The following is a 26,017-nucleotide window of genomic DNA, read 5'->3' on the forward strand; positions in this document are numbered from 1 at the left end:
GGGCGCGGCCATGGCCCGGACATCCTAGGTCCTGTGAACGTTCATATCATGCGCGATGTCACATATGACGATCTGGGAGGTCTTGTGGAGATTACAGCGATCCCTGGGGCGAGGGAGATGTTCTCGCTGGATCCGGAGGTGATCCAGCTCAACCACGGTTCGTACGGCGCGGTGCCGGTCGAGGTGCAGGAGCGGCAGTCGGAGCTGCGGGCCGAGATGGAGCGGGCGCCCGACCGGTTCTTCGCCCGGCTGCCCGCGCGCCTGGCCGTGGCGCGGGAGCGGGTCGCCGCCTTCCTCAACAGCTCCGGAAACAGCTCCGGAGCGGCATTCGTCGCCAACGCGACCGAGGGGGTCGCCGTCGCCTTGGAGTCGGTGCCGCTCGCGGCGGGCGACGAGATCCTCTACACCGACCACGGGTACGCGGCCGTGGAGCGCGCGCTGCGCCGGCGGGCCGGGGAGAGCGGGGCGAGACTGGTCAGGGTGGCGCTGGGCGACGATCCGGTGGCGGCGGTCCTCGGCGGGGTCACCGCGCGGACCCGGCTCGCGGTCCTCGACCACGTCAGCTCGGCCGGGGCCCGCCTCCTGCCGGTCGCCCGGCTGGCCGGGGAACTGGCCGCCCGGGACGTCGTCTCGGTGGTGGACGGCGCCCACGCACCGGGGATGCTGCCGGTGGACCTCGACGCGGTGAACGCCGACTTCTGGGTCGGCAACCTGCACAAGTGGGCGTTCGCGCCGCGTCCGGCCGCGCTGCTGCACGTCGCGCCGCACTGGAGGGGCCGGGTCAGGCCGCTGGTCGTCTCCTACGGCGACGGGTTCCCGGACGCGGTGGAGTTCCAGGGCACGCGTGACTACACCGCCCTGCTGGCCGCGCCGTACGGGCTGGACCTGCTGGAACGGCTCGGGCTCGACCGGGTGCGTGCGCACAACACGGCGCTGGCGGCCTACGGTCAGCGGGTCGTGGCGGAGTCCCTGCACGAGGCCGGTCTGTGCGCGGACGCCCCGCAGGCGACCGGCCACCCCGGCGTGCCGATGCGGGTGGTACGGCTGGCGTCCGGGCTGGGCACGACCAAGGCGGAGGCCGACGCGCTGTGCGCCGAGATCCTCGACCGCCTCGGATGCCAGATCAAGGTCGAGCCGGTCGGGCTGCTCCGCCTGTCGGCGCAGATCTACAACACGCGCGAGGACTACGACCGCCTCGCCGCCGGACTGCCGGACGTCCTGCGAACCCGGCGCGCCCTCTTGCGCACAATATGAACGATCAAATACCTTAACCCCAAGTCGCCCGCCGGTTGGCCGGCAAACATCCCCTCTCCTGCCCCGTAAAGCCAGGTAGAAGATCGTTTGAACGTTCATATCCGACGCGGCGCTCATCCCCCGAAAGGAAGCACGCGCATGATCAACCGTCGTGGAGTCCTCGCGCTCACCCTCGCCGGTACCCTCGCCCTCGCCGCCTGCGGCGGCGGAGAGAAGGCGGAGGGCGGCGGCGGCCCGGTCAAGATCACCGTGTGGAGCTGGAAGCCCGCCTCGGACGGCCTGGCCGCCGTCGCCAAGGACTTCGAGCAGGCCAACCCGAACATCAAGGTCGACGTCCAGGTGATCGGCAACCCGACGATCTGGGAGAAGATCACCGTCGGCATGGCGGCGGGCGGCAAGGGCCTCGGCGACATCCTGCACATCGGCATCGACTACCTGCCCAGCTACGTGGACAAGTTCCCCGGCGGCCTGGCCGACCTGCGCAAGCTCGGCGCGGACAAGTACAAGGACGCCTTCGCCAAGGGCCTGTGGCCCACGGTGACCGGCAAGGACGGCGGCGTCTACGCGATGCCCTGGGAGGTCAACCCGATCGGCTTCTTCTACCGCTCCGACCTCTTCGAGAAGGCCGGGATCGACCCAGCCGCGATCCAGACCTGGGACGACGCCATCGAAGCGGGCAAGAAGCTCAAGGAGAAGACCGGGGCGTCCCTGATCGGCCTGAACAAGCCGGCCGCCGGCAGCATGGACATGGACTTCTACCAGTCGCTCCTGCAGCAGCAGGGCGCCTTCTACTTCAACCAGCAGGGCGACGTCACACTCAGCTCGGCGCCCGCGGTACAGGCGATGACCCTGATCAAGAAGATGAACGACGCCGGGATCGTCGCCGACACCTCCGGCGAGGGCACCGCCAAGAAGCTGATCAGCAGCGGCAAGCTGGCCGTGCTGCCGTGGGCGGCCTGGGCGGCGAGCTACATCCCGGAGATGCGCCCGGAGCAGAAGGGCCTGTGGCGGGTCATGCAGCCGCCGGCGGTCACCCCGGGCGGAAAGCGGACCGCGATCGTCAACTCCACCCATCTGGCCATCTCCGGCACCAGCAAGCACCAGGCCAAGGCGTTCAAGTTCATCGAGTACGCGCTGACCAAGCCCGAGGTCATCAACAAGGTCTTCAAGGAGGGCGGCGTCTTCCCCGCCCTGACCGCGGCCTACTCCGACCCGATGTTCTCCTCCCCGACGGAGTACTACGGCGGGCAGCCCACGCTCAAGACGTTCGTGGACTCGCTGAACGAGGGGGCCGACGCCACCTTCTACTCCAGTGACTACGCCAGGGCCCTGAAGATCGCCAGCGACGCCCAGACACAGGTCCTGACCAAGGGCGCCGACCCGGCGGCGACCCTGGCCACCGCCGCCCAGCAGCTCGCGCAGCAGACCGGCAGGAAGCTCGCGGGATGACACTCACGATGACCCGGGAGGCCGCCACCGAGGGTGGCGGCTCGCCCCGCTCCCATCGGCCGCGGCTGATCACCAAGAGGAACATCCCCTACCTGCTGATCCTGCCCGCGCTGCTCGGCTTCGTGTCCTTCAAGGCGTATCCGATCCTCGCCGCGCTGTACATCAGCCTGACCACCGGCGCGGGCGCGGCCCGCACCTTCGTCGGGCTGGACAACTACGTCCGGCTGGTGAACGACCCGCTGTTCTGGACCTCGTTGTGGAACACCGCGTTGATCCTCGTCGTCCAGGTGCCGATCATGCTGCTGCTCGCGCTGGTGCTCGCGCTCGGGCTCAACTCCCCGCTCCTACGGCTGCGCGGCCTGTGGCGGCTGGGCGTCTTCATGCCGTCACTGACCGGCCTGGTGGCCTACGGCGTGATGTTCTCGGTGATCCTGAGCAAGGACTCCGGCCTGCTCAACTGGCTGCTCGGCATCTTCGGCATCGACGCGATCGACTGGCTGGGCAGCCCCTTCTGGGCCCGCATCGCCGTCGTCATCGCACTCACCTGGCACTACACCGGCTACAACGCGGTGATCTACCTCGCCGGGCTGCAGAGCATCCCCAAGGAGCTCTACGAGGCGGCGATGGTCGACGGCGCCGGGGCGGCCCGCCGGTTCTGGTCGATCACGGTTCCGCAGCTGCGGCCGATCCTGCTGCTGACGGTCGTGCTGTCCACGATCGGCACGCTGCAACTGTTCGACGAACCGTTCGTGCTCACCGGCGGCGGCCCGGACAACTCCACCCTCACCATCTCGCTGTATCTCTACGAGAACGGATTCCGCTACTTCGACTTCGGCTACGCCGCGGCGATCGCCTACGCGCTCACGCTGATCGTCGCCGGGTTCGGACTGCTCCAGCTCAAGCTCACCGGAGGCAAGAAGTGAAGGGCTGGGCGCTGACGTTCGTGCTGGCCGCGGTGTTCGCGCTGTGCGTCGGGCCGTTCTACTGGCTGGCGATGGCCGCCACCCACGCCAACTCCGAGATCTTCGCCGAGACGCCGAAGTTCTATCCGGGCGACCAGCTCGGGGCGAACACGGCCAAACTCGAGGAGTCGATCAGCCTGGTCCACGTCCTGGGCAACACGCTGTTCGTCGCGATCGTGCAGACCTCGATCGCGATCGTCGTGGCGCTGCTGGCCGGGTACGCCTTCGCCAAGTTCGAGTTCCGCGGCAGGAACGCGTTCTTCGTGCTGCTGCTGTCCACGCTGGTGATCCCCGGCGGCGTCACGATCATTCCGATCTTCGAGATGATGAACGACCTCGATCTGATCGACAGCTTGCCGGCGCTGATCCTGCCCAACCTGACGGTCCCCTTCGGCATCTTCCTCATGCGGCAGTCCCTGCTCGCCATCCCGGACGAGCTCCTGGACGCCGCCCGAGTGGACGGGGCGGGCGAGCTGCGCGTGCTGTGGCGGGTGGTGGTCCCGGTCATGCGCCCGGTGCTGGCGGCGCTGGGCGTCTTCCTCTTCCTCGGGGCGTGGAACGACTTCCTGTGGCCGCTGATCGCGCTGCGGACCCCGGAGATGTTCACGCTGCCGGTCGCCCTGGCGACATTGCAAGCGCAGGCCAGGACCGACTTCGGCCAGGTCATGGTGGGCACCGCGATCTCCTCGCTGCCGATGATGGTCCTCTTCCTCGTCCTCCAGAAACAGTTCATCTCCGGCCTGCTGGCCGGTGCCACGAAGGGATAAGCATGCAGGTCTGGGAGCCCTACGCGCTCGGTGAGACGAGCACGGTACGGGCCGGCGCCATCGAACTGGCCCTGGCGGGAGCGGACGAGGCGGAGGTGAGCCAGGTCGCCGAGGGCGTCTGGCTGGTCGACGCGCCGGGCGCCACGGCCGCGCAGTGGCGGGTGCCGTGCGTGGGCGTCAGCGCGTTCTGGACGCCGATCGGCGGCGCCCGCTGGGTGCCCCCGATCTGGAACGCGCCGCTGACGTCCAGGCTGACCGCGGGCGCGCCGGTGGTCTCCCTCGTCGGCGCGGCCGGGGCCAACGTCTGCACGGTCGGCGTGGCCGAGCCCGTGGCGCCGGTGAGCTTCACGGGCGGGGTGATCGAGGAGACGGGCGAGTTCGCGTTCACCCTGCACGGGGACGGGCTGCGGTTCCGGCTGGACCTGTCGGGGCAGCCGTTCTCCGCGGCGGTGTCCGGGATGGCGGCCTGGTGGCAGGCGGAGGCGGGCGACCTGCCGCTCACTCCGGAGCGCGCCCGGCTGCCGGTCTACTCGACGTGGTACAGCATGCACCAGGAGGTCGGCGCCGAGTCCGTCGAGCTCCAGGCGCGGCTGGCCAAGGAGCTGGGCTGCGAGACGATCATCGTGGACGACGGCTGGCAGACCGCCGACCGGGCCCGCGGCTACGCGTTCTGCGGCGACTGGGAGCCGAACACCACCGCATTTCCTGACATGTCCGGGCATGTGGCGCGGGTGCGCGAGCTCGGCATGGCGTACATGCTCTGGTACGCCCTGCCGTTCGTCGGCAAGCACAACGCCGCCTTCGAGCGCTTCGAGGGCAGGTGCCTGCGCTACCTCGACCACATGGACGCCGCCGTGCTGGACCCGCGCCACGCGGAGGTGCGCGAGTTCCTCATCGACCGGCTCGCGCAGGCGGTCGAGGCGTGGGGCATGGACGGCCTGAAGATCGACTTCGTGGACCGCTTCGCGACCCCGGGCGGCGACCCCGCCCCGGCCGAGGGGGCCGACTGCGCCGAGGTGGACGAGGGGGTCAGGCGGCTGCTCCGCGACCTGGACGCGCGGCTGCGCCGGGTCCGGCCGGAGCTGCTCGTCGAGCACCGCCAGCCGTACACGAGCCCCGGCCTGTGGCCGTACGCGAACATGGTCAGGGCGACGGACTGCCCGCTCAGCCCGCAGGAGAACCGGCAGCGGACCGTGGACCTGCGGCTCGCGGCCGGCCCCGTGGCCGTCCACTCCGACATGCTCCTGTGGCACCCCGACGAGCCCGCGGAGCAGGTGGCCGTCCACCTGATCAACGTGCTGTTCTCGGTGCCGCAGATCTCGGTGGACCTGGCGGCGCAGCGGCCCGACCAGCTCGCCGCGCTCCGGTTCTGGCTGGGCGTCTTCCGCGAGCACCTGGGGACGCTGCAGTCGGGCACGCTGGAGCCCGAGCAGCCCGAGCACGGCTACCCGCTGGTGCGGGCGAGCGACGAGCGGGCCACGATCGTCGCGCGCTACGCGCCGCTGCCCGTCGAGGTGCCGGAGTCCGGCGACCTGCTCGTCGCCAACGCCGCCGGCGACCCGCGCGTGGTCCTCTTCGGCGCGGGCCCGGCGCGCGTGGAGGTCCGCGACTGCCGGGGGAGCCTGGTCCACACGGCCCAGCTCGCGCTGGACTCCGGGGCGAGCGTCGTCGAGGTGCCCACGGGCGGTCTGCTCACGCTGAGGAGAGACTGAGTGGCGGCACGCCGGCCACGCGCGCGCGGGGTCACCGTCGAGGACGTCGCGCGGGTGGCCGGCGTGTCCCGCCAGACGGTCTCCAACGCCCTCAACGCCCCGCACCGGCTGAAACCGGAGACCCTGGAACGCGTCTCCGCGGTCATCGAGGAGCTCGGCTACCGGCCCGACCAGTCGGCCCGCAGCCTGAGATCGGGCACCAGGCGGATCATCGCCTATCCGGCGCCCGTCGACGATCCGGCCAACCCCAACGCGCTCATGGGCGGCTTCCTCGAAGCGGTCGTTGCGGCGTCGGGCGAGGCGGGGTACCGCGTCCTGCTCGTGCGCCCGCGCCCCGGCCAGAGCCAGGAGCAGGCGCTCGACGAGCTGATCGCCGCGCGGACCGTGGACGGCTTCCTGCTGTCGGACGTGCTGCGCGACGATCCGCGCCTGGCCCATCTGACGAGGGCGGGCTTCCCGTTCGCCGCCTTCGGCCGGACCGGCCCCGACCAGCCGCAGTCCTGGGTGGACGTCGACAGCGCGCAGGCGATGATCGACATGGTCGGCCTGGTGGCGGCCAGGGGGCACCGGCGGGTGGCCTTCCTGGCCTCCTCCTCCGGGCTGCCGTGGATGGACGACCGGCGCGACGGGTTCCTGGCCGGGGTGCGGCGCCACGGCCTGGCCGGGCAGGTCTACTCCGTGCCGGGCGACGACCCCGGCGAGATCGTCAGGGCGACCCGCGAGCTGCTGACGGGCCGCGACCGGCCCACCGCGATCGTGGCCGGGGGCGACTGGCTCGCGCTCGGCGTCTACACCGTGGCGCGCGCGGAGGGGCTGGAGATCGGCACCGACCTGGCCGTGGCCGCCTTCGACGACCTGCCGGTCACCGCGTGGCTCCAGCCGGCGCTGACCACGGTGCGGCTGCCGCTGCACCGCATCGCGAAGGCCCTGATCAGCCGCCTCCTCCAGATCATCGAGGACGGCGTCACTCCGCGGGCCGGGCTCGTCCTCCCCGGCGAGCCGGTGGTCCGCCCGAGCCTGGGACCCCCGAATGCACTGTGAATCCAGCCATGACGAGCTCCTGGAGCTGTTCTCCTGGGCGCGCGACCGCGCGCTGCGCTGGGCCCACCCCGGCGGGACGCGTGGTCCCGTCAACGTCGACGAACACTGCCCGCGGGGCACCGGCGAGGGCGTCTACCTGCCGTCCTACTGGGCCGGGTACGCCCACCGCAGCGGCTTCTACCTGCGCGACTTCGTCCACCAGGCGGCGGGCGCGCACCTGCTCGGCCTGACCGAGGCCAACCTGACGATGCTGCGCCGCTTCGCCGCCTCCGCCACCGCGGAGCACGGCCATCGTCCGGTGTGGGCGTTCAACTTCGACGGCTCGTACCTGTCGATCGACTACCGCGGGCCCGACGCGTTCGTCCGGGAGGTGCCCGCGGTCTTCGAACTGGTGGAGTGCGTGGCGGAGCTCCATCGCTGGACCGGGGACCCCGTCTACGTCCACGACCCCGTGCTGCGCGACTACTGCGCGAACGCGATCGCCCTGCCCGCCACCGCGCGCGGGACGAGCATCTTCGAGGGCGTCGCCAGCTACAACGAGCTGAGCGGCGAGCCGCTGGCGGTGGCCGGCGACGGCCTCGCCACGCAGTACGCCGCCCACCTGGCCATGGCCGCGCTGGCCAGGGCGCGCGGCGAGGACGGTGACCGGTTCGAGGCGCGGGCCGCCGAGCTGCGCCGCCACTACGAGCAGGACTGGAAGGGCGCCCGCGGCTTCACCCTCGACGGCCGGCCGGTCACCGGCTGGGGCGCCGAGAACAGCTTCTTCATGCCGTTGAAGGGCCTGCGCGACGACCCCGCCTATCTCGACTACGTCGACGCGCAGGCGAGCGGCCCCGGCCGCCCCGGCAACGTCGAGGCGTGGACGTACCTGCCCGACGTCTTCTTCCGCAACGGCAGGCCGGAGGCGGCCTGGCGGTGGATGCGGGAGATCTTCCACGCGCGCACCGGCGGGCATGTGGCGGGCGGGCTCAACGGCGACTATCCGGAGGTCTCGTTCACGCTGGTCAGCCAGGTGGTGGCGGGCCTGCTCGGGGTCCGGCCCGACGCGCCGGCGAACGCGCTGTCCACCCTGTCGGGGCTGCCCGCGGAGATCGGCTGGGCGGCCGTCAGCGGCATCCCGATCGGGCGGGGGAGCGTCGCGGTGCGCCACGACGGCGGGGACGCCACGACGCTCACCAACCTGTCCGGCCAGGTGGCGTACACGTGGACCGCCGCCTTCCCCGACGGCTCCGCCACCACCCTGGAGGTCCCTCCGGGCGCCACGGTGACGGCGGTGCGCGGCTGATCTAGGGCGACTTCTCGCATGAAACGGGCATGATGAGAGTGATTGCCGTTGTTTCTGCGAAAGAAAGGGCGTAACACCCTATATGCGTCGTCACATCGCGCGATGGTGGACCGTGGCCGTTCCGGCGCTGGCGTTGGTCGCGCTGGCGCTCACCTGGGGGCGGAGCCTGTCCGCGGTCACGGGGGTCCTGGTGGCCCTGCTGCTGGCCGGGGCCGTGCTGGCCGCCGTCCACCACGCGGAGGTGATCGCGCACCGGGTCGGCGAGCCGTTCGGATCGCTGGTGCTGGCGGTGGCCGTGACGGTGATCGAGGTGGCGCTGATCGTCAGCCTGATGCTGTCGGGAGGGGAGAAGACGGCGTCGCTGGCCCGCGACACCGTGTTCGCCGCCGTGATGATCACGTGCAACGGCATCGTCGGGCTGTCGCTGCTCGCCGGCACGCTGCGGCGGCGCGTCGCGGTCTTCAACGCCGAGGGCACCGGCGGGGCGCTGGCGACGGTGGCCACGCTGAGCACGCTCAGCCTGGTTCTGCCGTCGTTCACGACGAGCGCGCGCGGGCCCGCCTTCTCACCGGCCCAGCTCGGGTTCGCGGCCGTGGTGTCGTTGGCGATGTACGGGCTGTTCGTCCTCACCCAGACCGTGCGGCACCGCGACTACTTCCTCCCCGTGGCCACCCCGCACACGGAGGCCGCCGGGCAGGGGACAGGCGCGGAAAAGCACGCACCGAGGCCGTCCGGGCGGACGGCGCTGACCAGTCTCGGGCTGCTGCTCGTGGCCCTCGTGTCCGTCGTCGGCCTGGCCAAGGTCGAGTCGCCGATCATCGAGCTGGCCGTGGCGAACGCCGGGATGCCGCAGGCCGTCGTCGGCGTGGTCATCGCGCTGCTGGTGCTGCTCCCCGAGACCCTCGCCGCCGTGCGGGCGGCCCGCCGCGACCAGATCCAGATCAGCCTGAACCTGGCGCTGGGCTCCGCGATGGCCAGCATCGGGCTGACGATCCCGGCCATCGCGGTCATGTCCATCTGGCTGGAGGGACCGCTGGTGCTCGGCCTCGGCGGCACGCACATGGTGCTGCTGGCGCTGACCGTGGCGGTCTCCACGCTCACCGTCGTACCGGGGCGCGCCACGCTGCTGCAGAGCGGGGTGCACCTGGGGCTGTTCGCCGCGTTCCTGTTCCTGGCGATCAGCCCCTGAGCGCTCCCGGCTAGACGCCCTTGCGCAGGGCGCGGTTGCCGGCGACGAGCCCGACCGCGGCGATCAGCGCCGCGGCGGCCGTGCCGTACAGGATCGACGGGTGGGTGAGGTCGCCGGAGAAGAGCGCCCGCTGCGCGTCCACCACGTGCGTGACGGGGTTGACGTCCCCCACCACCCGCAGCCAGTCCGGACCGCCGTCCATCGGCAGGAAGACGCCGGACAGGAGCAGCAGCGGGAACATCAGCGCCTGCGTGACGAGCCAGAACAAAGTGCCGTCCGGCGCCGACCTGATGGCCAGCACGAAGGACAGCGCGCCCAGCCCCGTCGCGAACAGCAGCAGCATCGCGATCCCGGCCAGCGCCCCGACGGGGTACAGCCGGAACCCGAGCGGGAGCGCCAGCACGACGATGAGGACGGCCTGGCAGAACAGCACCACGGTGACCTTCATGGTCCGGCCGACGAGCATGGCCGTGCGGTTGAGCGGGGTGACCAGGAGGCGTTCCAGCGAGCCGCCGATCAGCTCCACCAGCATCGTGTAGCCGGCGCCCATCGGGCCGGTCAGGCACATCATGACGAGGATGCCGGGCACGAACCACTGCCAGGACGAGCCGACCGCCCCGTCCAGCAGCGCACCGTACAGGAACAGGAACACCAGCGGCTGGCCCATCTCCAGCACCAGCCCGGCCGGTTCGCGCAGCGACGGGGTGATCTCGCGGCTGAAGACGATGGCGGTGTCACGCAGGAAGGTCGTCATCGGTGAGGCTTCTCCCGGTGAGGGTGAGGAACACGTCGTCGAGGGTGGGGCGGGCGGTCTCGGCGGTGGCGGCTCCGACGCCCGCCTCCTCCAGCGCGCGCAGGTAGGCGGGCAGTGCGGCGGGGGCGCGGGCCACCCGCACCCGCACGGTCGTCCCGTCCACGGTGACGCCGTCCGGTGCCTCCGTCACCGAGGCGGCCACGGCCGCCGCCGTCGCCGCCTCGGTCTCCGTCCGGGTGGTGATCGTGATGTGGTCGCCGGCCAGCTCGTTCTTCAGCCGGCCGGCCGTGCCGTCGGCGATGATCCGGCCGCCGTCCACGATCACCACCCGCTCGGCCATGGTGTCGGCCTCCTCCAGGTAGTGCGTGGTCATGAACAGCGTCGTGCCGTACACCTCGCGCAGCCGCGTGATGTGCTCCCAGATGTCGGCACGGCTCCTGGGGTCGAGGCCGGTGGACGGCTCGTCCAGGAAGAGCAGGTCGGGGCGGTGGACGAGGCCGAGGGCGATGTCGAGGCGGCGGCGCTGGCCGCCCGACAGCGTGCCCGGCTTGCGGCGGGCCTGCGCGCGCAGGCCGAGCAGGTCGAGCAGCTCGTCGGCGCGCTCGGCCGCCGCCGCGGTCGTCATGCCGTAGCAGCGGCCCTGGCTGACGAGCTCGTCGCGGACCTGGAAGTTCTCGCCGGCGCTGCTCTTCTGGCCGACGTACCCGATGCGGGCGCGCACCCGGGCGGGCTCGCGGGCGACGTCGTGGCCGGCGACCGTCGCGGTGCCGGAGCTCGGCGGGAGCAGCGTGGTGAGCATCCGCAGCGTGGTGGACTTGCCGGCCCCGTTGGGGCCGAGGAGGGCGACGAGGCTGCCGGCCTCCACGTCGAGGTCGATGCCGCGTACGGCGTGGACGGTCTCCTTCTTGACGGTGAACACTCGGGTCAGCGCCCGGGCGTGGATCATGCTGTGGCTCCTCTGGGCATGGCGAGGAGACCCCGGCCGGGGTCGGTTCTTGGAATCCAGGCCATCCTGCGACCGCATATCCCTTTGCGGCAAACGCGAACGTTACGTTCACATATGGCGCTGACCTGGGAAAACGACGTCATCGGCGAAGGGCTGCTCAGGGTTTTTTCCCGCACTGAGCTGCACTTTTCGGAAACAAAGCGATTTTTCGTAGAAAGCGCTTCTATAACGGCCAACTCATTCGACTTGCGGCCGGGTGAGGGCTCCGCGATGATCGCGGCCGTGAATCGTCTCTGGGGTGCCGCGATCGCGGCCGTGACGGCCGGCGCCGTGGCCGTCTCCGGCGGGCCGGCCGCGGCGGCCGACGGCGCGATCGCCGGGGTGGACGTCAGCAACTGGACCGGCGAGGTCGACTGGGGCGCGGTGACCTCCGGCGGCGGGAAGTTCGCCTTCGTCCAGGCCACCGAGGGCGTCGACTACCGCAACCAGCGCTTCGAGGAGCAGTACGGCGGCGCCCTGGCGGCCGGGCTCGTCCGCGGCGCCTACCACTTCGCCCAGCCGCACGAGTCCGACGGCGCGGCGCAGGCGGAGTTCTTCCTGCTCAACGGCGGCGCCTGGAAGGCCGACGGCTGGACGCTGCCCGGCGTGCTCGACCTCGAGGACAACCCGTACAAGGACCGCAACGGCAAGAACGGCTGCTACGGCCTGTCGCCCGCCGACATGGTGACCTGGATCAAGGGGTTCACGGACAGGTATCGGCAGGAGTCCGGCCGGCGGGTGATCATCTACACGACCACGAGCTGGTGGCGCACCTGCACGGGCGACTCCGCCGCGTTCAAGGCGAACCCGCTGTGGCTGGCGCGCTGGGCGGCCGACCCCGGCGAGCTGCCCAAGGGCTGGAAGCGCCACACGTTCTGGCAGTCGGCCGAGAAGGGCGCGCTGCCCGGCGGGCAGAACACCTTCAACGGCACCCAGGACGAGCTGGAGGAGCTCGCCAACCCGCCCGCCGAGATCACCGTGGCGGGCGAGGCCAGGAGCCGGACCCGCTACACGGTCACGGTGTCCAACACGGGGCCGCACCCGGTGACGCAGATCAAGGTCTCCGGCCGCGCGTACGGCGGGCAGCGCGTGGTGAAGGCGCCCGGCTGCTCCTTCAGCGGCACGGCGGTGCGCTGTGAGATCGCCGAACTGGGGCGGGGACAGAAGGTCACGCTGTCCTTCACCACCAGGCCTGGCTCGGCCAAGGGCGCCGTGGGACTGCGGTTCACGGTCGGGGCCGTACGGCTGACCCTGAGCGCCTCGTGAGGTGATGAGGCAGGATCTCCACCGAGGAGAGCCTGACCTACCGAGGGGAGCCCGGGGTGTCCAGCAGGCGGCGGATCGCGCTGGTGACGGCGCTCCTTGTGGTGACCGCCACCGCGTCGGTGCCGCTCATGCCGTACGTGCAGCCCGAGATCGTGCGGATCGCCCTCCGGATCGAGGGGCAGCGGATCGCGTACTCGTGGGGCGGCGGGCACGGCGGCGACCCCGGGCCGTCGACGGGCACGTGCGTCGGCTACCGGGGGAGCATCCTGCCGTGCCCGGCCGAGCGGACGCGCGGGCTCGACTGCTCGGGCCTGTCCCGCTGGGTGTACGCGCAGGCGCACGGCCAGGACGTGTTGGGTCCGGGCACCACGAACGACCAGGTGCGCAGGATGCGCCGGGTCGTCTCGGCGCTGCCCGGAGACCTCGTCTTCTTCGGCAGGACCACCGCGAAGGGCCTCGACACCCACCACGTCGGCATCTATCTCGGCGACGGAAAGATGATCAACGCGCCCGAGACCGGGGCGTTCGTCCGGGTGGACCCGGTCTCCCGCCTCAAGGACTTCGCCGGCTTCTACCGGCTCTGACGCTCCAGGTATGGGTGTAACGCCTGTCGCCTTCCGGAAAATGAGAGACCCGAGGGCTAATCTGTGCCGCTATGGACAGTCGATGGGTCGGGCCTGACGGTTTCGAGATCGTTCCGGGGCTGCGCGACGGCCGGCAGGTGCTGCGGGTGCGCCGCGACGGGCGGGTCGTCGCCGACTGCTTCTCGGTCGCCGAGGTGGCCGCGCTCGTCGACCTGGCCGACCTGTGCGAGGTGGTCACCCTGCGGCCGCGGCGCGGCTTCGAGGCCGTCGGCTGACGCGACCTGCGCGCCCTCGTCCGGTTCGCATCATCGCTGAGGGACGTGTATGGTTACACCTGTCCGCAGCGCCGGACAGGCCCCTATAGCTCAGTCGGCAGAGCGTCTCCATGGTAAGGAGAAGGTCAACGGTTCGATTCCGTTTGGGGGCTCTCACTCTGAACAGGCACGACGCCCGACCCGCATCGCGGAGTCGGGCGTTTCGCGTTCCGGCGGGCCGCGCGGATCAAGCGGATAAACCGGTGGCGGCCGGCTCGTCGCGGCTGCGATAGTCGAGATCGTTCGCCGGAGCCTGCATAGCTCAGTCGGCGAGAGCGCCGCACTCATAATGCGGAGGTCCCAGGTTCGAGTCCTGGTGCAGGTACATGCGTTTCCGACCGGCCGCCCGACTCGGCGAGCGGAACTTTGTCGGCGGGCCCGACATCTAACTCGCCGTGGAAGCGCTGATCGCCGGAGACCCGCAGCACATCGGGGAGTACTGGCTCGCGGGCAGGCTCGGCTCCGGCGGCCAGGGAGTCGTGTACGACGCCTACGACCGCGAAGGGCGCAGGGTCGCGCTCAAGATGCTCCATGCGGCCGACGGCCAGGCGGGCCGCGACCGGTTCGCCAAGGAGGTGGCGGCCGCCGGCCGGGTGGCCTCCTTCTGCACCGCCCGGGTACTGGCCTCCGACCTGTCGGGCAGCAGGCCGTACATCGTCAGCGAGTACGTGGCGGGGCCGACCCTGCGCCAGGCGGTCGGCCAGGGGCGCAGGTTCACCGGGGACGATCTGCACCGGCTCGCCACCGCCATCGCCACCGCGCTGACCGCCGTGCACGACGCGGGTGTGATCCACCGAGACCTCAAGCCGGACAACGTGCTGCTCGGCCCGGACGGCCCGCGGGTGATCGACTTCGGCATCGCGCGCACCGTGGACATGTCGCTGACCAAGACGGGCGAGGTGTCCGGCACGCCCAGCTACATGGCGCCCGAGGTGTTCACCGGACAGCGGGCGGGCGCGCCCGCCGACGTGTTCGCCTGGGGGGCGATCATGGTGTTCGCCTCCACGGGTGAGGACCCGTTCAGGGCCGACAACCTGGGCGGGGTCATGCACCGGGTGCTGTCGGCGCAGCCCGACCTGAGGGGGCTGCCGCCCCGGCTGGCCTCGCTGGTGGCCGCCGCGATGGAGAAGGATCCCGCGGTGCGTCCCACGGCCCGCGACCTGCTGCTCGCGCTGGTCAGCGGCAACGCCTCGGACACGCGCGGGCTGCTGACCGCGGGCAGCCACGCGGCCAGGGGCGCGTTCGTGCCCGACGCGGCCGACCCGGCGCTGGGCACGATCGCCGAGGACGCGTACGGCGCGCTCGCGCCCGACGAGCGGGAGCTGGCCGCCGAGGTCTTCCTCCGGATGGTGGCGGTCACCGACGACGGGTACGAGGCCGTGCGCTGGGCGCTGAAGGAGGAACTGCTCGCCGGCCGCTCGGAGCGGGAGGCCCAGGCCATCGAGCGCATCCTGCAGGTCTTCTCCTACCTGGTGACGCAGAAGGGCGACGCGGTGGCGCTGTCGCGTCCCGCTCTGCTGCGTGCCTGGCCGCGGCTGCGGGTGTGGGTGGACGGTGACCGTGACGGCCTGGCCGTCCTGAGCCAGATCAGCAGCGCGGCCCGCCAGTGGGACGACAACGGGCGCAAGGACGGCGACCTGCTGCAGGGCAGCCGTCTCGACCACGCGCTCACCTGGGCCGCCACCGGGCGCAGGCACATCACGCTGACCCCGCAGGAACGCGACTTCCTCGCCGCGGGCACCGAGCTGACCAGGAGGCGCATCCGCCGCAGGCGGCTGACCACGGTCGCGCTGGCCGGGCTGCTGGCGGTGGCGCTGGCGGCCGGAGGTCTCGCGGTGCTGCAGAGCAGGCAGGTGGCCGAGCAGAGCCGCCTGGTCGCCCGGCAGCGCGACCAGGCCGTGGGGCGGCAGGTCGCGGCCGAGGCCGACAGGTGGCGCACCACCGATCCGGTCAAGGCGATGCTGCTCAGCGTGGCGGGCTGGCGGCTGGCCCCGGACACCGACAGCAGGCGGAGCCTGACGAGCTCGCTGACCATGCCGGAGAGCGCGGTCTTCCGCGACCCGGGCGCCAAGGGAGTCTCCGCGACGGCGGCGGCGGTCGACGGGCGGACGCGGGTCATCGCCGGTGAGGACGGCGTGCGGGTCTACGACGTCCCTTCACGGCGGCAGACGACGTTCTGGAAGTGGCCGAGCGGGTTCGGCGCGCTGCCGACGGCCGCCGCGCTCAGCCCGAGCGGCAGGACGCTGGTGATCATCAGCAGGAACGGAGCGTCCTCCTGGGACACCATGACGGGCAGGAAGCTGCACGAGCACGCCGTGAGTGAGGGCACCCCGGGCGTCGACGTCGTCTTCGACGCGCACGAGAGCCTGGTCGCGGTCATGCGGGAGAGCACCCTGGAGTACCTGTGGGACAGCAGGACGGGCAGGTCCTACACCCCCTCGCCGGCGCTGGAGGCGGACTCCACCCTGGCGATCGCGCCGTCCGGCGCCTACGTCGCCGGGATCGGGATCAATCAGGGCGGACTGAAGGTGATCCGCCTCTCCGACCTCGCGGTGGACACCCGGACGCCGAAGAAGTGCGGCACCACGGTGGCGTTCACGCCGGACAGCCGGCGCCTGCTGTGCGCGAACGGCGACATCGAGGAGTGGAACCTGGCCACCGCCAGGAAGGTGCCCGACGAGGACCGGCCGTTCTGGCAGGAGTCGGCCGCGGAGGACTTCGTGGGCGGGCGTCTGCGCGTCAGCCGGGACGGCAGCAGGATGCTCGGCATCGACGGGAGGACGATCCACCTGTGGGACGCCGCCAAGGGCACCGAGCTCTACACCTACCAGGCGGAGGGCCCGCTCGACGATGCCTGGCTGGAGCCTGACGGCAAGACCATCCGCTATCTGCTCGACAGCTCGATCATCACCGTCGACCTCGGCTCCCGCGTCTCCTCCGGCAGGCTGCCGAGCGGATACCAGGTCAGCGCGTTCAGCCAGGACGGCCGCCTGATCGCCGCCACGAAGGACGCCCACCCCGTGCGCGTCTGGGACACGCACCGCCTGGGCGTGCCGATGGCCGGCAGCGAGGGCGCCGCCGGCCCGCTGTTCGATCCGGCGGGCAAGCGGCTGGCCGCCGTCGGTGAGGACGCGGCGGTGTCCCTCTGGGAGGTGGCCACCGGCAGGCGCCTCTGGCGCCATCCCGTTCCCCAGGGACAGTTCGTGCTGTCGAAGACGTTCACCCCCGACGGCCGCGAGCTGGTGCTGTCGCTCGCGGAGCAGAGCGAGCGCGACGCGCGCAACGAGCTGGTCGTGCTGGCCGCCGACACCGGCCGCGTGCTCCACCGGCACAAGCTCACCACCACCACGGGGACCATCGTCGCGACCCGCGACGGCACGGCGGTGGTGAGCAACCTCGGCAAGATGTTCGACCTGAACACCGGCAAGGTCGTCGGCCGCGGGTTCAACGGGGCCGGGGTGGCCATCGCGGTCAGCCCCACGGCACCGCTCCTGGCCCTCGGCTCCAGCACGGTCGAGCTGTGGGACCGCGCGCAGGGCGCCGAGCTGTCGCCCGCCATGCGCGTGGCGAGCAACGGCCAGGTCGAAGCCGTGCTGTTCAGCCACGACGGCGCCCTCATCGCCCTGATCAGCAGGTCCATCGGTGAGACGTTCGACGACGTGTACACCGCCCAGATCTGGGACGTCGCTTCGCGGCAGAGGCTCGGCTCCTTCCCCATCGAGATCCTCGACCTGCTGGCGTTCAGCGCCGACGACCACACGCTGTACGTCTCGGGCAACAGCTCGGGGACCGTGACCGAGATCCCGGTCGACGGGAACCGCGTCGCCGAGCTGGTGTGCAAGCGCGCGCGGCGCACCATGAGCCGGGAGGAGTGGAACCAGTACCTCAAGGGTGTGTCCTATCGCGATGTGTGCCCGGCCCTGTAGGAGGCTCAGGCCGTTGGCGCGCGCCTGGCCCCGCTGCTACGCTGGCCCGCACTCCGGCGCGGATCAACGAGCCGCCGCCTCTCCGGACCCGCTGGAGCGATCGGCCGGTTCCCGGAATGCGGGAACGGGCTGTTGACGTTGAATTCGTCAGACCGGTGCTCCTGAGGCATACTGGGAGCACTTACCCGATCAGGTGAAGTACATATGTGCGTCACGGGTCGGGTATCCTCTACGGGCCGGGTCGTTTCACCCGGTTCAAAGGCGGAGTAGCTCAGTCAGGCAGAGCAAACGGCTCATAATCGTTGTGTCGCCGGTTCAAGTCCGGCCTCCGCTACTGCCCCTCCCCAGGTCGTCGACCTGGGCATGGGTATGTCCTAGTCCCAAACGTAGAAAGGCACTCCCACGTGGCTGCCACCGACGTTAGGCCGAAGATCACGCTGGCCTGCCAGGAGTGCAAGCACCGCAACTACATCACGCGGAAGAACCGGCGCAACGACCCGGATCGGCTTGAGCTGAAGAAGTACTGCCCCAACTGCCGCTGCCACCGCGCGCACCGCGAGACCCGCTAGCTCCTTCCGAGCGCGGCTCGCCAGGCAGCAGTACCACCTGGCCATACGCACCACACACAACCGGCGCCCCGGATCGAGGCGCCGGTTTGTCGTGTGCCCAGGTGGTTCCAGACAGGGCTCGGGCCTGTGCCGTGGAGGGGACGGCACAGGCACGATCCCGTCGGCAAAAACCCGGAAAAGCGACGGCGACAGCCGAACCTTGTTCTGTTAGCGTCTGCCTCGACGGCGCAGCACACGCGAGGGAGCGCAGATGGCCTTGAACCGTGACTTCGTCGGACGCACATACGCGTCCAGTGCCCCGTACGAGGTCAGCCGGGTGAAGATCAGGGAGTTCGCGGCCGCCATCGGCGACGCCAACCCCATCTACCGGGACAAGGAGGCCGCCCGGGCGGCCGGGCACCCCGACGTGGTCGCGCCGCCGACGTTCCCCATCGTCTTCAGCCTCCAGGGCGGCAGCGAGGCGCTGGTGGACCCCGACCTCGGCCTGAACATCGCGATGGTCGTCCACGGCGAGCAGCGCTTCGAGTACACCCGCCCCATCCACGCCGGCGACGAGCTGGTCACCCGCGCCACGATCACCGACATCCGCAGCGCCGGCCGCAACGAGCTGATGACCATCCGCAGCGAGGTCACCACCGTGTCCGGCGAGCCGGTCTGCACCACCTACAACACGATCGTCGAGCGCGGAGGTGCGGCCTGATGACCGCGACGGTGAAGTACGACGAGGTCGAGGTCGGCCAGGAGATCCCGGCCGCGGAGTACCGGGTGCGGCGGGTCAACCTGGTCATGTACGCGGGCGCCTCGGGTGACTTCAACCCCATCCACTGGAACGAGCGCTTCGCCAAGGCCGTCGGGCTGCCCGACGTCATCGCGCACGGCATGTACACGATGGCGCAGGGCGGCCGCTTCGTCACCGACTGGGCCGGCGACCCGGCCGCGGTCGTGGACTACGGGGTGCGCTTCTCGTCGATGGTGGTCGTCCCGGACGACGACGAGGGGGCCACGATCACCGTCAGCGGCGTGGTGGAGGAGAAGCTCGACGACCAGCGGGTGGTCGTCGGCCTGACCGCCCGCGCGGACGACGCCCAGGTGCTCTCGAAGGCCCGCGCCGTCGTCCGGCTCGCCTGAGCGGCCTTCCCGGCCCGTTGACCTGCGGGCGCGATGATAGGGCGGGCGGCTTCGGGGTAGCCGTGTGACCATGACCGAAGCTCCGCACCACGTCACAGTCTGGCCCACGGTCCGTTCGATCCCCGTGTCCGCCGTGACCGACGGCGACCCGTCGCGACGCCTGCGTCCCCCGAGGCCGCAGGACATCGCCGGCGGCACCGGCACCGGTCGCGACACCGCCGGCGGCATCGGCACCGGCCGCGACACCGCCGGCGGCGCCCGCCCGGGCGGTCCCGGTCCGGAAGGATCCGGAGCGGGCGGTACGGGGGCGGACACCGGCGACCGTCCGTCCTCGGCCGGCCAAGGGGGGCCCGTCGCCACCGGCGTGGGCACCGGGCGGGCGCGGCCCGCCGGGACCGGCACGGGTGGCGGCTCCGGCGGCGCCGGCTCCGGCACCGGCGAGGCGGGCACGGGCGCGCGCGGCAACCCCGCCGCGGAGTTCGGCTTCTCCGGCGACCCCGCACAGCGCGGCGTCCCCGACGACGACCTCCTCCACGCCCAGCGCCTCTGGGACGGCACCCTGGCCGCCAACCGCCTCGACGCCCTCGGCGTCAACACCGAGCGCCAGCGCGTACGCACCGAGGACATCACGACGACCGTCGGCTTCCTGGTGGACGGCCACCCCGAGGACACCCGGCGGGCGCTCCAGTCGGTCATCGACCACACCGCCGCGCACATCCTGGCCCTGGACCTGGGCGACGTGGACGGCGCGGGCGCGGTCCTGCGCGAGCTGGCCTCGCGCCACCCGGAGCGCGTCACGGCCTGGTACGTCGAGGAGCAGCCGGAATGGCGGGGCGGCACGGCCACGTGGGGCGAGTGCCTGACCAAGCTGCTGCACCTGGACACGGCCGAGGTGTTCGTCGTCATGGAGGGCTCCGTCGCGCTGGAGGGGGACGCGATCACGCCGCTCGTCGCGGCGATCGACGACGGCGCGGTGGCCGCCGGGTGGACGGGGCAGGAGCCGGACGGCCGGACGTGGCGCGAGACCGAGCCGGGAGAGGGCCCGAGGGACGTCCCCGCGCTCGGGGAGGAGCTGCTGGCGGTACGGAGGTCGGCCGCCCTCGGTGACGCCCCCGAGGAGACGCGTGACGGCACGGAGCTGTCCCGGAGACTGCGCGGCGTCAGGGTCGTCCCGGCCGACCGCCTGCCCGTCCGCCGCCAGCGCACCGCCTGACCCCGCTCTGCCCGTCCGCCGCAACCGCCTGACCCCGCTCCTGCCCCGGCCTCAGAACGGCTGCTCCGTCCTGAGCCGGCCCTCTGGCGCACGGTCCGGCATCTCCTAAGCTTGTGGCCCATGGAGATGCTCGCGCCGTACACCACGCTGGGCCTGGGCGGCCCCGCCCGCCGATTCGTCGAGGCCGCCACCGCGGAGCAGGTGGTCTCCGAGGTCGCGGAGGCCGACCGGGCGGGCGGGCGGGTCCTGGTGCTCGGCGGCGGCAGCAACGTCGTCGTGGCCGACGACGGCTTCGACGGCCTGGTCGTCAAGATGGCCTCCGAGGGCGTGTCGGTCTCGCGCGACGGCGAGCAGGTGATCGTCACGGTCGAGGCGGGCGAGAGCTGGGAGCCGCTGGTCGCCCGCGCCGTGGAGGAGGGCTGGTCCGGGCTCGAATGCCTGTCCGGCATCCCCGGCCTGGTCGGCGCCACCCCCATCCAGAACGTCGGCGCGTACGGCCAGGAGGTCTCGCAGACCATCCGGTGCGTGCGCGCCTACGACCGGCGCACCCGGCACGTGGTCGACCTGGAGGCGCGGCAGTGCGGCTTCTCCTACCGCGACAGCGCGTTCAAGCGCGACCCCGGCCGCCACGTGGTGCTCGCGGTGACGTACGCGCTGGACGTGTCCGGCCTGTCGGCGCCCGTCGCGTACAAGGAGCTGGCCGGGCGGCTCGGCGTCGAGCCCGGCGAGCGGGTGCCGCTGGCCAGCGCCCGTGCGGCCGTGCTGGAGCTGCGCCGCTCCAAGGGCATGGTGATCGACCCGGCCGACCCCGACACCCGCAGCGCGGGCTCGTTCTTCACCAACCCGGTGCTGAGCCCCGAGGAGGCCGAGCGGCTGGAGACCCGCGCGCCCGGCCACCCCCGCTGGGGCCTGCCCGACGGTTCCGTCAAGGTGCCCGCGGCCTGGCTGATCGAGCAGGCGGGCTTCCCCAAGGGCTACTCCCGCGGCCCGGCCCGCATCTCCACCAAGCACACGCTGGCCCTGACCAACCCCACGGGCGAGGCCACCGCGGCCGACCTGCTGGCGCTGGCCAGGGAGGTGCGCGACGGGGTGCGCGAGAAGTTCGGGGTGACGCTGGTCAACGAGCCGGTGCTGGTCGGCTGCGCCCTCGACGCCGCCCCCGAGTGACGCGGGCCCGGAATAAGACATGCCCGGAGGCTTGTTAGAGTTCTCCGGAAACAACCCGAGGGGGAGTAGTCCCAATCGCGTGATCGACACACTGGCGCTCCGGCGCCCGGTCGCGCGGGCCTGAGACGGGCGGACGAGACCTTCGGCCTGGCAGTCGTGGACATGTACGTCATGCACCAAGACGCTGCCGGGCCGGAGTCATGCCCGGAATCTCCCCCGGGCGGCCGCTCACGGTCCGGCCGCGCGGAAGAGGACCGTTGGAAGCTTTCTGGATCAGTCTCGCCGTCATCTTCGTGGCGGAGCTGGGCGACAAGAGCCAGCTCATGGCGATGACGTTCGCCACCCGTTTCAGGCCCTGGCCGGTGCTGGCCGGCATCACCCTGGCCACGGCCGTCGTCCACCTCCTCAGCGTGGCCGTCGGCGGGCTGGTGGGCGAGGCGCTGCCGGTCACGGCCATCTCGATCGTGGCCGGGATCGCGTTCCTCGGCTTCGCCCTGTGGACGCTCAGGGGCGACGAGCTGACCGAGGAGGAGTCGCAGAAGGCGCAGCGCACCACCCGCCACGCGATCATCGCCGTCACCGTCGCGTTCTTCCTGAGCGAGCTGGGCGACAAGACCATGCTGGCCACGATCACGCTGGCCACCCAGCACGGCTGGCTGGGCACCTGGATCGGCTCCACCGTCGGCATGGTCGCCGCCGACGCGCTGGCCATCGTGGTGGGCCGCATGCTGGGCAAGCACCTGCCGGAGAAGGCCATCAAGTACGGCGCCGCCGCCGCGTTCGCGGTGTTCGGCATCATCCTGCTGGTCGAGCCGTTCGTCTGACCGCCGGTCCGGCGGCGGCTAGAGCGAGAGCAGCGAGAGGCGGTGGGCCGCGGCGGCGGCCTCCCCGCGGGTCGTGACCCCCAGCTTGCCCAGGATGTTCGACACGTGGACGCTGACCGTCTTGGCCGAGATGAACAGCTCCTTGGCGATGTCGCGGTTGGTGCGCCCGAGGGCGACCAGCCGCAGCACCTCCAGCTCGCGCGGCGTGAGCAGCTCGGGCGCCGCCTGGTCGGGCTGCTGCGGCGCGCCGACGCGGCGGCCGAGCACGTCGATCTCCTCCAGCAGCGGCGCGGCCCGCAGCTCGGCCGCGAGCGGCCGGGCCAGCGCCAGCCGCGACGCGGCGCCCTCGCGGTCGCCGGAGCGGGCCGCGATCTTCGCGGCCCGCAGCAGGGCCTTGGCCTGGTTGTGCGGCCGGTTGAGCCGCTCCCACGCGGCCGCGGCGGCGTCGAAGTCACGCGAGTACGACAGCCGGTACGCCTCGGCGACCGGCCCGCTCACCACGAGCCCGGCGGCGATCTCCGCGGCCTGCTCGCGTATCGCGCGGGCCCGGGCCGGCTCCGCCTCCTCCGTCGCGTCGCACACCACCGTCAGCAGGGCGAGCAGCCGCCAGCCGAGCATGGCCTTCGGCGACTGGGCGCGCGCGAGCGTGCGCTCGGCGACCGCCAGCGCGGCGTCCGGCTCCCCCCGGAGCATGTGCCAGCCGATGTGCTGTCGCATGCCGTTGGTGATGTCCTGGACGAAGTCCTCGGGCCGGTCCGACAGCACGCCCGTCTCGCGCAGGGTGGTCTCCACGACGTCCACCTCGCCCCGGCCCATGGCCACGTCGGCCCGTATGCGCAGCAGGTTGTGACGGTTGCGCGGCACGGGACCGAGGTTGAGCGCCCGCTCGACGGTCTCGAGGGCCTCGTCCCAGCGGCCGATCGCCTCCAGCGTCTCGGCGACGTTGTTCAGGGTGAACAGCCCGGACAGCCGGACGCGGCCGTACTTCTTGGCCTGCCGCCAGCCCTCCTCGCCCAGCTCCAGCGCGTCCTGCCAGCGGCCGAGGTCGTTGAGCGTGTCGACGTTGTTGCCGATCGCGCGGGTGATCACGCGGCCGGAGCCCTCCTCGCGGCCGATCTCCAGCGCGCGCAGGTTGGTGGCCAGCGTGGCCTCGGTGTCGCCGGCGAGCGAGTGGCCGAGCGCCAGGTTGAGCAGCAGCTCGGCCTCCTGGCAGCGGTCGCCGAGCTTCCTGGCCAGGGCCAGGCCCTCCTCGGCGAGCGCGGTGCCCTCCTTGGTGTCGCCGCGCAGCATGAGGTGCTGCGACATCGGCATGATGACCTCGACGCGGGCCAGGTCGGGCTCGGGGACGAGGCTGAGCGCGTGGCGGAGCTGCTCCACCACGTCGGTCTTCTCCTTGTAGACCTTGAGCTGGGCCCAGCGCACGAGCAGCCTGGCGACCCGGGCCGGCTCGCGCGTCTCGTCCAGCTCGGCCAGCGCCGCCTTGACGAACTTCAGGCCCCGGTCGAGGTCGCCGCTGGCGCGCGCGGCCCCGCTGGCCTTCTCCAGCACCGCGGTGTGGTCGGCGCCGATGCGCTCGGCCGCGTCGGGCACCCGGTCCCACAGCATGAGCACGCGTTCGAGCAGCGGGATGGCCTCGGTGTAGGCGAACGCGTGGAACGAGGCGCGGGCCGCCTCCCAGGCGGAGATCAGCGCCCACTCGTCGTCGCGGGCGCCGTACCAGTGGTGGGCCAGCTCGACCTTGGCCCGGCCGGGCGGCACGAGCGAGCGGTCGCGGGAGATCTCCTCGGCGTAGCGGGCGTGCAGCCGCTGGTGCTCGCCGGGCAGCAGCTCGTCGTGGACGGCCTCGCGGATGAGGGAGTGGCGGAACAGGTAGGCGCGGCCGTCGGCGATCTGGAGCACGTTGCCGGCGATGGCGGGGCGCAGCGCGCTCTCCAGCTCCACGTCGGACAGGCCGCTCACGGCGGCGAGCAGCGCGTGGCCGACGCGGATGCCGCCGGCGGCGGCGATGCGCAGCACCCGCTGCGTCTCCTCGGGCAGCCGCTCGACCGCGCCGAGGATGAGGTCCTGCATCGAGGACGGGAACGCGCTGTCCACGCCGCAGTCGAGCAGCGCCTCGACGAACAGCGGGATGCCCTCGCTGCGGTCGTAGACCTTCTCCACCTTGTGGTACGCGGGCGACCTGCCGAGGATGCCGGCCATCTGCTGGGCCACCTCGTCCTTCGACAGGCGCGGCAGGTCGAGCCGGAGCACGCCGCCGACCCGCCCCAGCTCGGCCAGCACCGGCCGCAGGGGATGCTGGCGGTGCAGGTCGTCGGAGCGGTACGTCATGACGATGAGCACCTGCGGGGCGCTCAGGTTGCGGCACAGGAACGCGATCAGGTCGCGGCTGGACCGGTCGGCCCAGTGGATGTCCTCGATGAGCAGGACGACCGGGCGGCTCTCGGCCAGCCGTTCCAGGAGCGTGAGGATCTGCTCGAACAGGCGGGCGCGGCCGCTGTCGGTCTCGCCGTCGCCGCTGGGCTCGCCGAACTCGGGGAGCAGCCGGGCCAGGTCGCGCTCGGCGCCCTCGGGCAGTAACGCGGACACCTTGGCACGGCCGTGCTCACGGACGAGCTGCCGCAGAGCGGCGGTGAACGGCGCGTACGCCAGGCCCTCGGCCGACAGTTCGACGCAGCCGCCGTACAGGACGAGGGTGCCGTCGTGGGCCGCCTGCTCGGCGAAGCGCTGAACGAGTCTCGTCTTGCCGACGCCGGCCTCGCCGCCGAGAAGCACGGCTGTCGCGGCGCCTCGCCGGGCCTCGTCGAGCGCCTGGAACAGGGACGCCAACTCCTCGGCCCGTCCGACGAAGACGGGACTCACCGACCGGCCCAGCATGTCTTCCAGCATGTCATGCCCTTTGGTGAGCTTTCGCCGTATTTATTGCGGATTTGCGGACGGCGACGGTTCAGACAGGCGCAGAGGCCCGGCCGCGAGGGAGGGTGCGGCCGGGCTCTCGTGACGTGTTCATGAGGGACGACGCTTGCCGAAGACCGAGCGGCGCTCGGACTTGTTGCCCTCCTGCGCCTCGCGTACCCGGCGGTGCCGGTCGGCGGCGGCGCGCAGCTCCCTCGCCTGACTCTTCATGAGCTGGTAGTCGATCTCGGGGTTCATGGTGTCTCCTGACTTGACCCGCTTCTTCTTGACACCCTCTACTTTCCGGCTAAGGCCCACCCCGCCACATCGGGCGGATTCCCTATCTCCAGGGCGGGTTCCGCCCCGGTGTACCTAGGCCGGGGTCCCGTACCGCCTTAGACCGCCTTAGGTCGCCTTAGGGCAGACCTATTCGCACCTCAGAGCCGCCTTACGCGCCCTTGGGAGGGCTTGGCCGCGACCCCGCGCGCGGCCGTCGGACACGAGGGGAAAGATCCGGTTTGGAGCTGGCCCGCGTGGTCGGCGATGCTGTGGAGGTGTCAACTATGACTACTTCGCTCGCGGACGTGGCCGCTTCCGGCGCGACGCTCAGAGCGTTCCTGCACGGCCTGCCCGGTGTGGACCGGGTCGGCGCGGACCAGCGGGCGGCGATGCTGGGCACCCGTTCGATCAAGACGACGGCCAAGGCCCGGGCGATCGATCTGGCCATCTCGATGGT

The 26,017-nt window shown here is 71.7% G+C and carries 22 protein-coding genes, 3 tRNA genes and 1 pseudogene; 22 read left to right on the plus strand and 4 right to left on the minus strand.

Annotated features, from left to right (window positions below):
- Window positions 1-117 precede the first annotated feature (117 nt).
- The 8 genes from HTZ77_RS43715 to HTZ77_RS43750 all read left to right on the plus strand — a co-directional run bounded on the left by HTZ77_RS43715 (window position 118) and on the right by HTZ77_RS43750 (window position 9,659).
- Window positions 118-1,254 carry an aminotransferase class V-fold PLP-dependent enzyme gene (locus tag HTZ77_RS43715; RefSeq protein ID WP_205304706.1) on the plus strand — a complete coding sequence of 379 codons (1,137 nt, stop codon included), beginning with the start codon at window positions 118-120 and terminating at the stop codon, window positions 1,252-1,254.
- A gap of 138 nt (window positions 1,255-1,392) precedes the next feature.
- Window positions 1,393-2,703 carry an ABC transporter substrate-binding protein gene (locus HTZ77_RS43720; RefSeq protein WP_175595704.1) on the plus strand — a complete coding sequence of 437 codons (1,311 nt, stop codon included), beginning with the start codon at window positions 1,393-1,395 and terminating at the stop codon, window positions 2,701-2,703.
- Window positions 2,700-3,626, plus strand: coding sequence for a carbohydrate ABC transporter permease (locus tag HTZ77_RS43725; RefSeq protein WP_205304707.1), 927 nt, complete (start codon window positions 2,700-2,702; stop codon window positions 3,624-3,626). The genes HTZ77_RS43720 and HTZ77_RS43725 overlap by 4 nt, the downstream gene beginning before the upstream one ends.
- Window positions 3,623-4,432, plus strand: a complete 810-nt coding sequence (locus HTZ77_RS43730; protein ID WP_175595705.1) for a carbohydrate ABC transporter permease — start codon at window positions 3,623-3,625, stop codon at window positions 4,430-4,432. The genes HTZ77_RS43725 and HTZ77_RS43730 overlap by 4 nt, the downstream gene beginning before the upstream one ends.
- A 2-nt stretch (window positions 4,433-4,434) precedes the next feature.
- Window positions 4,435-6,144 (plus strand): glycoside hydrolase family 36 protein, encoded by a 1,710-nt coding sequence (locus HTZ77_RS43735; protein WP_175595706.1) that lies wholly within the window; start codon window positions 4,435-4,437, stop codon window positions 6,142-6,144.
- Complete coding sequence (locus tag HTZ77_RS43740) at window positions 6,145-7,185, plus strand: LacI family DNA-binding transcriptional regulator (protein WP_175595707.1); 1,041 nt, start codon at window positions 6,145-6,147, stop codon at window positions 7,183-7,185. It abuts the gene before it with no gap.
- Window positions 7,175-8,470: a hypothetical protein gene (locus tag HTZ77_RS43745; RefSeq protein WP_175595708.1), complete on the plus strand. Its 1,296-nt coding sequence runs from the start codon at window positions 7,175-7,177 to the stop codon at window positions 8,468-8,470. The genes HTZ77_RS43740 and HTZ77_RS43745 overlap by 11 nt, the downstream gene beginning before the upstream one ends.
- Window positions 8,471-8,582: 112 nt before the next feature.
- Entirely contained in the window at window positions 8,583-9,659 is a 1,077-nt protein-coding gene (locus HTZ77_RS43750) for a calcium:proton antiporter (protein ID WP_205304708.1), read from the plus strand.
- 10 nt (window positions 9,660-9,669) lie between these two features.
- Here HTZ77_RS43750 and HTZ77_RS43755 read toward each other — a convergent pair whose 3' ends face one another.
- Both HTZ77_RS43755 and HTZ77_RS43760 read right to left on the minus strand, forming a co-directional pair.
- Window positions 9,670-10,413, minus strand: coding sequence for an ABC transporter permease (locus HTZ77_RS43755; RefSeq protein WP_175595710.1), 744 nt, complete (start codon window positions 10,411-10,413; stop codon window positions 9,670-9,672).
- On the minus strand, window positions 10,394-11,359 hold the full coding sequence (locus tag HTZ77_RS43760; protein WP_175595711.1) for an ATP-binding cassette domain-containing protein: 966 nt from the start codon (window positions 11,357-11,359) through the stop codon (window positions 10,394-10,396). The genes HTZ77_RS43755 and HTZ77_RS43760 overlap by 20 nt, the downstream gene beginning before the upstream one ends.
- A gap of 282 nt (window positions 11,360-11,641) precedes the next feature.
- Here HTZ77_RS43760 and HTZ77_RS43765 point away from each other — a divergent pair, with 282 nt between their 5' ends.
- From HTZ77_RS43765 to HTZ77_RS43825, 13 genes are all read left to right on the plus strand, one after another.
- Window positions 11,642-12,664: a GH25 family lysozyme gene (locus HTZ77_RS43765; RefSeq protein ID WP_205304709.1), complete on the plus strand. Its 1,023-nt coding sequence runs from the start codon at window positions 11,642-11,644 to the stop codon at window positions 12,662-12,664.
- 56 nt (window positions 12,665-12,720) lie between these two features.
- Window positions 12,721-13,248 (plus strand): C40 family peptidase, encoded by a 528-nt coding sequence (locus HTZ77_RS43770; RefSeq protein WP_328809116.1) that lies wholly within the window; start codon window positions 12,721-12,723, stop codon window positions 13,246-13,248.
- A 71-nt stretch (window positions 13,249-13,319) separates the two neighbouring features.
- A complete protein-coding gene (locus HTZ77_RS43775; protein WP_175595713.1) occupies window positions 13,320-13,523 on the plus strand; it encodes a transposase in 204 nt (67 codons plus the stop codon).
- A gap of 79 nt (window positions 13,524-13,602) precedes the next feature.
- Window positions 13,603-13,675, plus strand: a tRNA-Thr gene (locus HTZ77_RS43780).
- 138 nt (window positions 13,676-13,813) lie between these two features.
- Window positions 13,814-13,887 (plus strand) — tRNA-Met (locus HTZ77_RS43785).
- A 70-nt stretch (window positions 13,888-13,957) separates the two neighbouring features.
- The gene (locus HTZ77_RS43790) at window positions 13,958-17,488 is read left to right on the plus strand and encodes a protein kinase domain-containing protein (protein WP_175595714.1); all 3,531 of its coding nucleotides are present in this window, start codon (window positions 13,958-13,960) and stop codon (window positions 17,486-17,488) included.
- A gap of 260 nt (window positions 17,489-17,748) precedes the next feature.
- Window positions 17,749-17,822, plus strand: a tRNA-Met gene (locus HTZ77_RS43795).
- Between the two features lie 70 nt (window positions 17,823-17,892).
- Window positions 17,893-18,057 (plus strand): 50S ribosomal protein L33, encoded by a 165-nt coding sequence (gene rpmG, locus HTZ77_RS43800; protein ID WP_019632658.1) that lies wholly within the window; start codon window positions 17,893-17,895, stop codon window positions 18,055-18,057.
- 250 nt (window positions 18,058-18,307) lie between these two features.
- Entirely contained in the window at window positions 18,308-18,757 is a 450-nt protein-coding gene (locus HTZ77_RS43805) for a MaoC family dehydratase N-terminal domain-containing protein (RefSeq protein WP_175595715.1), read from the plus strand.
- Window positions 18,757-19,185, plus strand: a complete 429-nt coding sequence (locus tag HTZ77_RS43810; protein WP_175595716.1) for a MaoC family dehydratase — start codon at window positions 18,757-18,759, stop codon at window positions 19,183-19,185. The genes HTZ77_RS43805 and HTZ77_RS43810 overlap by 1 nt, the downstream gene beginning before the upstream one ends.
- A gap of 70 nt (window positions 19,186-19,255) precedes the next feature.
- Window positions 19,256-20,398, plus strand: a complete 1,143-nt coding sequence (locus HTZ77_RS43815) for a hypothetical protein (protein WP_175595717.1) — start codon at window positions 19,256-19,258, stop codon at window positions 20,396-20,398.
- Between the two features lie 126 nt (window positions 20,399-20,524).
- Entirely contained in the window at window positions 20,525-21,565 is a 1,041-nt protein-coding gene (locus HTZ77_RS43820; RefSeq protein WP_175595727.1) for a UDP-N-acetylmuramate dehydrogenase, read from the plus strand.
- Window positions 21,566-21,822: 257 nt separating this feature from the next.
- Window positions 21,823-22,389, plus strand: coding sequence for a TMEM165/GDT1 family protein (locus tag HTZ77_RS43825; protein ID WP_205304710.1), 567 nt, complete (start codon window positions 21,823-21,825; stop codon window positions 22,387-22,389).
- Between the two features lie 18 nt (window positions 22,390-22,407).
- On the opposite strand, the gene HTZ77_RS48615 is transcribed toward HTZ77_RS43825, so the two are convergent.
- Together HTZ77_RS48615 and HTZ77_RS43835 are read right to left on the minus strand one after the other, a co-directional pair.
- On the minus strand, window positions 22,408-25,275 hold the full coding sequence (locus tag HTZ77_RS48615) for a helix-turn-helix transcriptional regulator (protein WP_175595719.1): 2,868 nt from the start codon (window positions 25,273-25,275) through the stop codon (window positions 22,408-22,410).
- A 117-nt stretch (window positions 25,276-25,392) separates the two neighbouring features.
- Complete coding sequence (locus HTZ77_RS43835; protein ID WP_175595720.1) at window positions 25,393-25,539, minus strand: hypothetical protein; 147 nt, start codon at window positions 25,537-25,539, stop codon at window positions 25,393-25,395.
- Window positions 25,540-25,844: 305 nt separating this feature from the next.
- Here HTZ77_RS43835 and HTZ77_RS47170 point away from each other — a divergent pair.
- Window positions 25,845-26,017 (plus strand): annotated as a pseudogene (locus HTZ77_RS47170) (deoxyribose-phosphate aldolase); the annotation flags it as partial.

It is taken from the genome of Nonomuraea montanisoli (genome assembly GCF_013363975.1).
GTDB classification, from domain to species: domain Bacteria; phylum Actinomycetota; class Actinomycetes; order Streptosporangiales; family Streptosporangiaceae; genus Nonomuraea; species Nonomuraea montanisoli.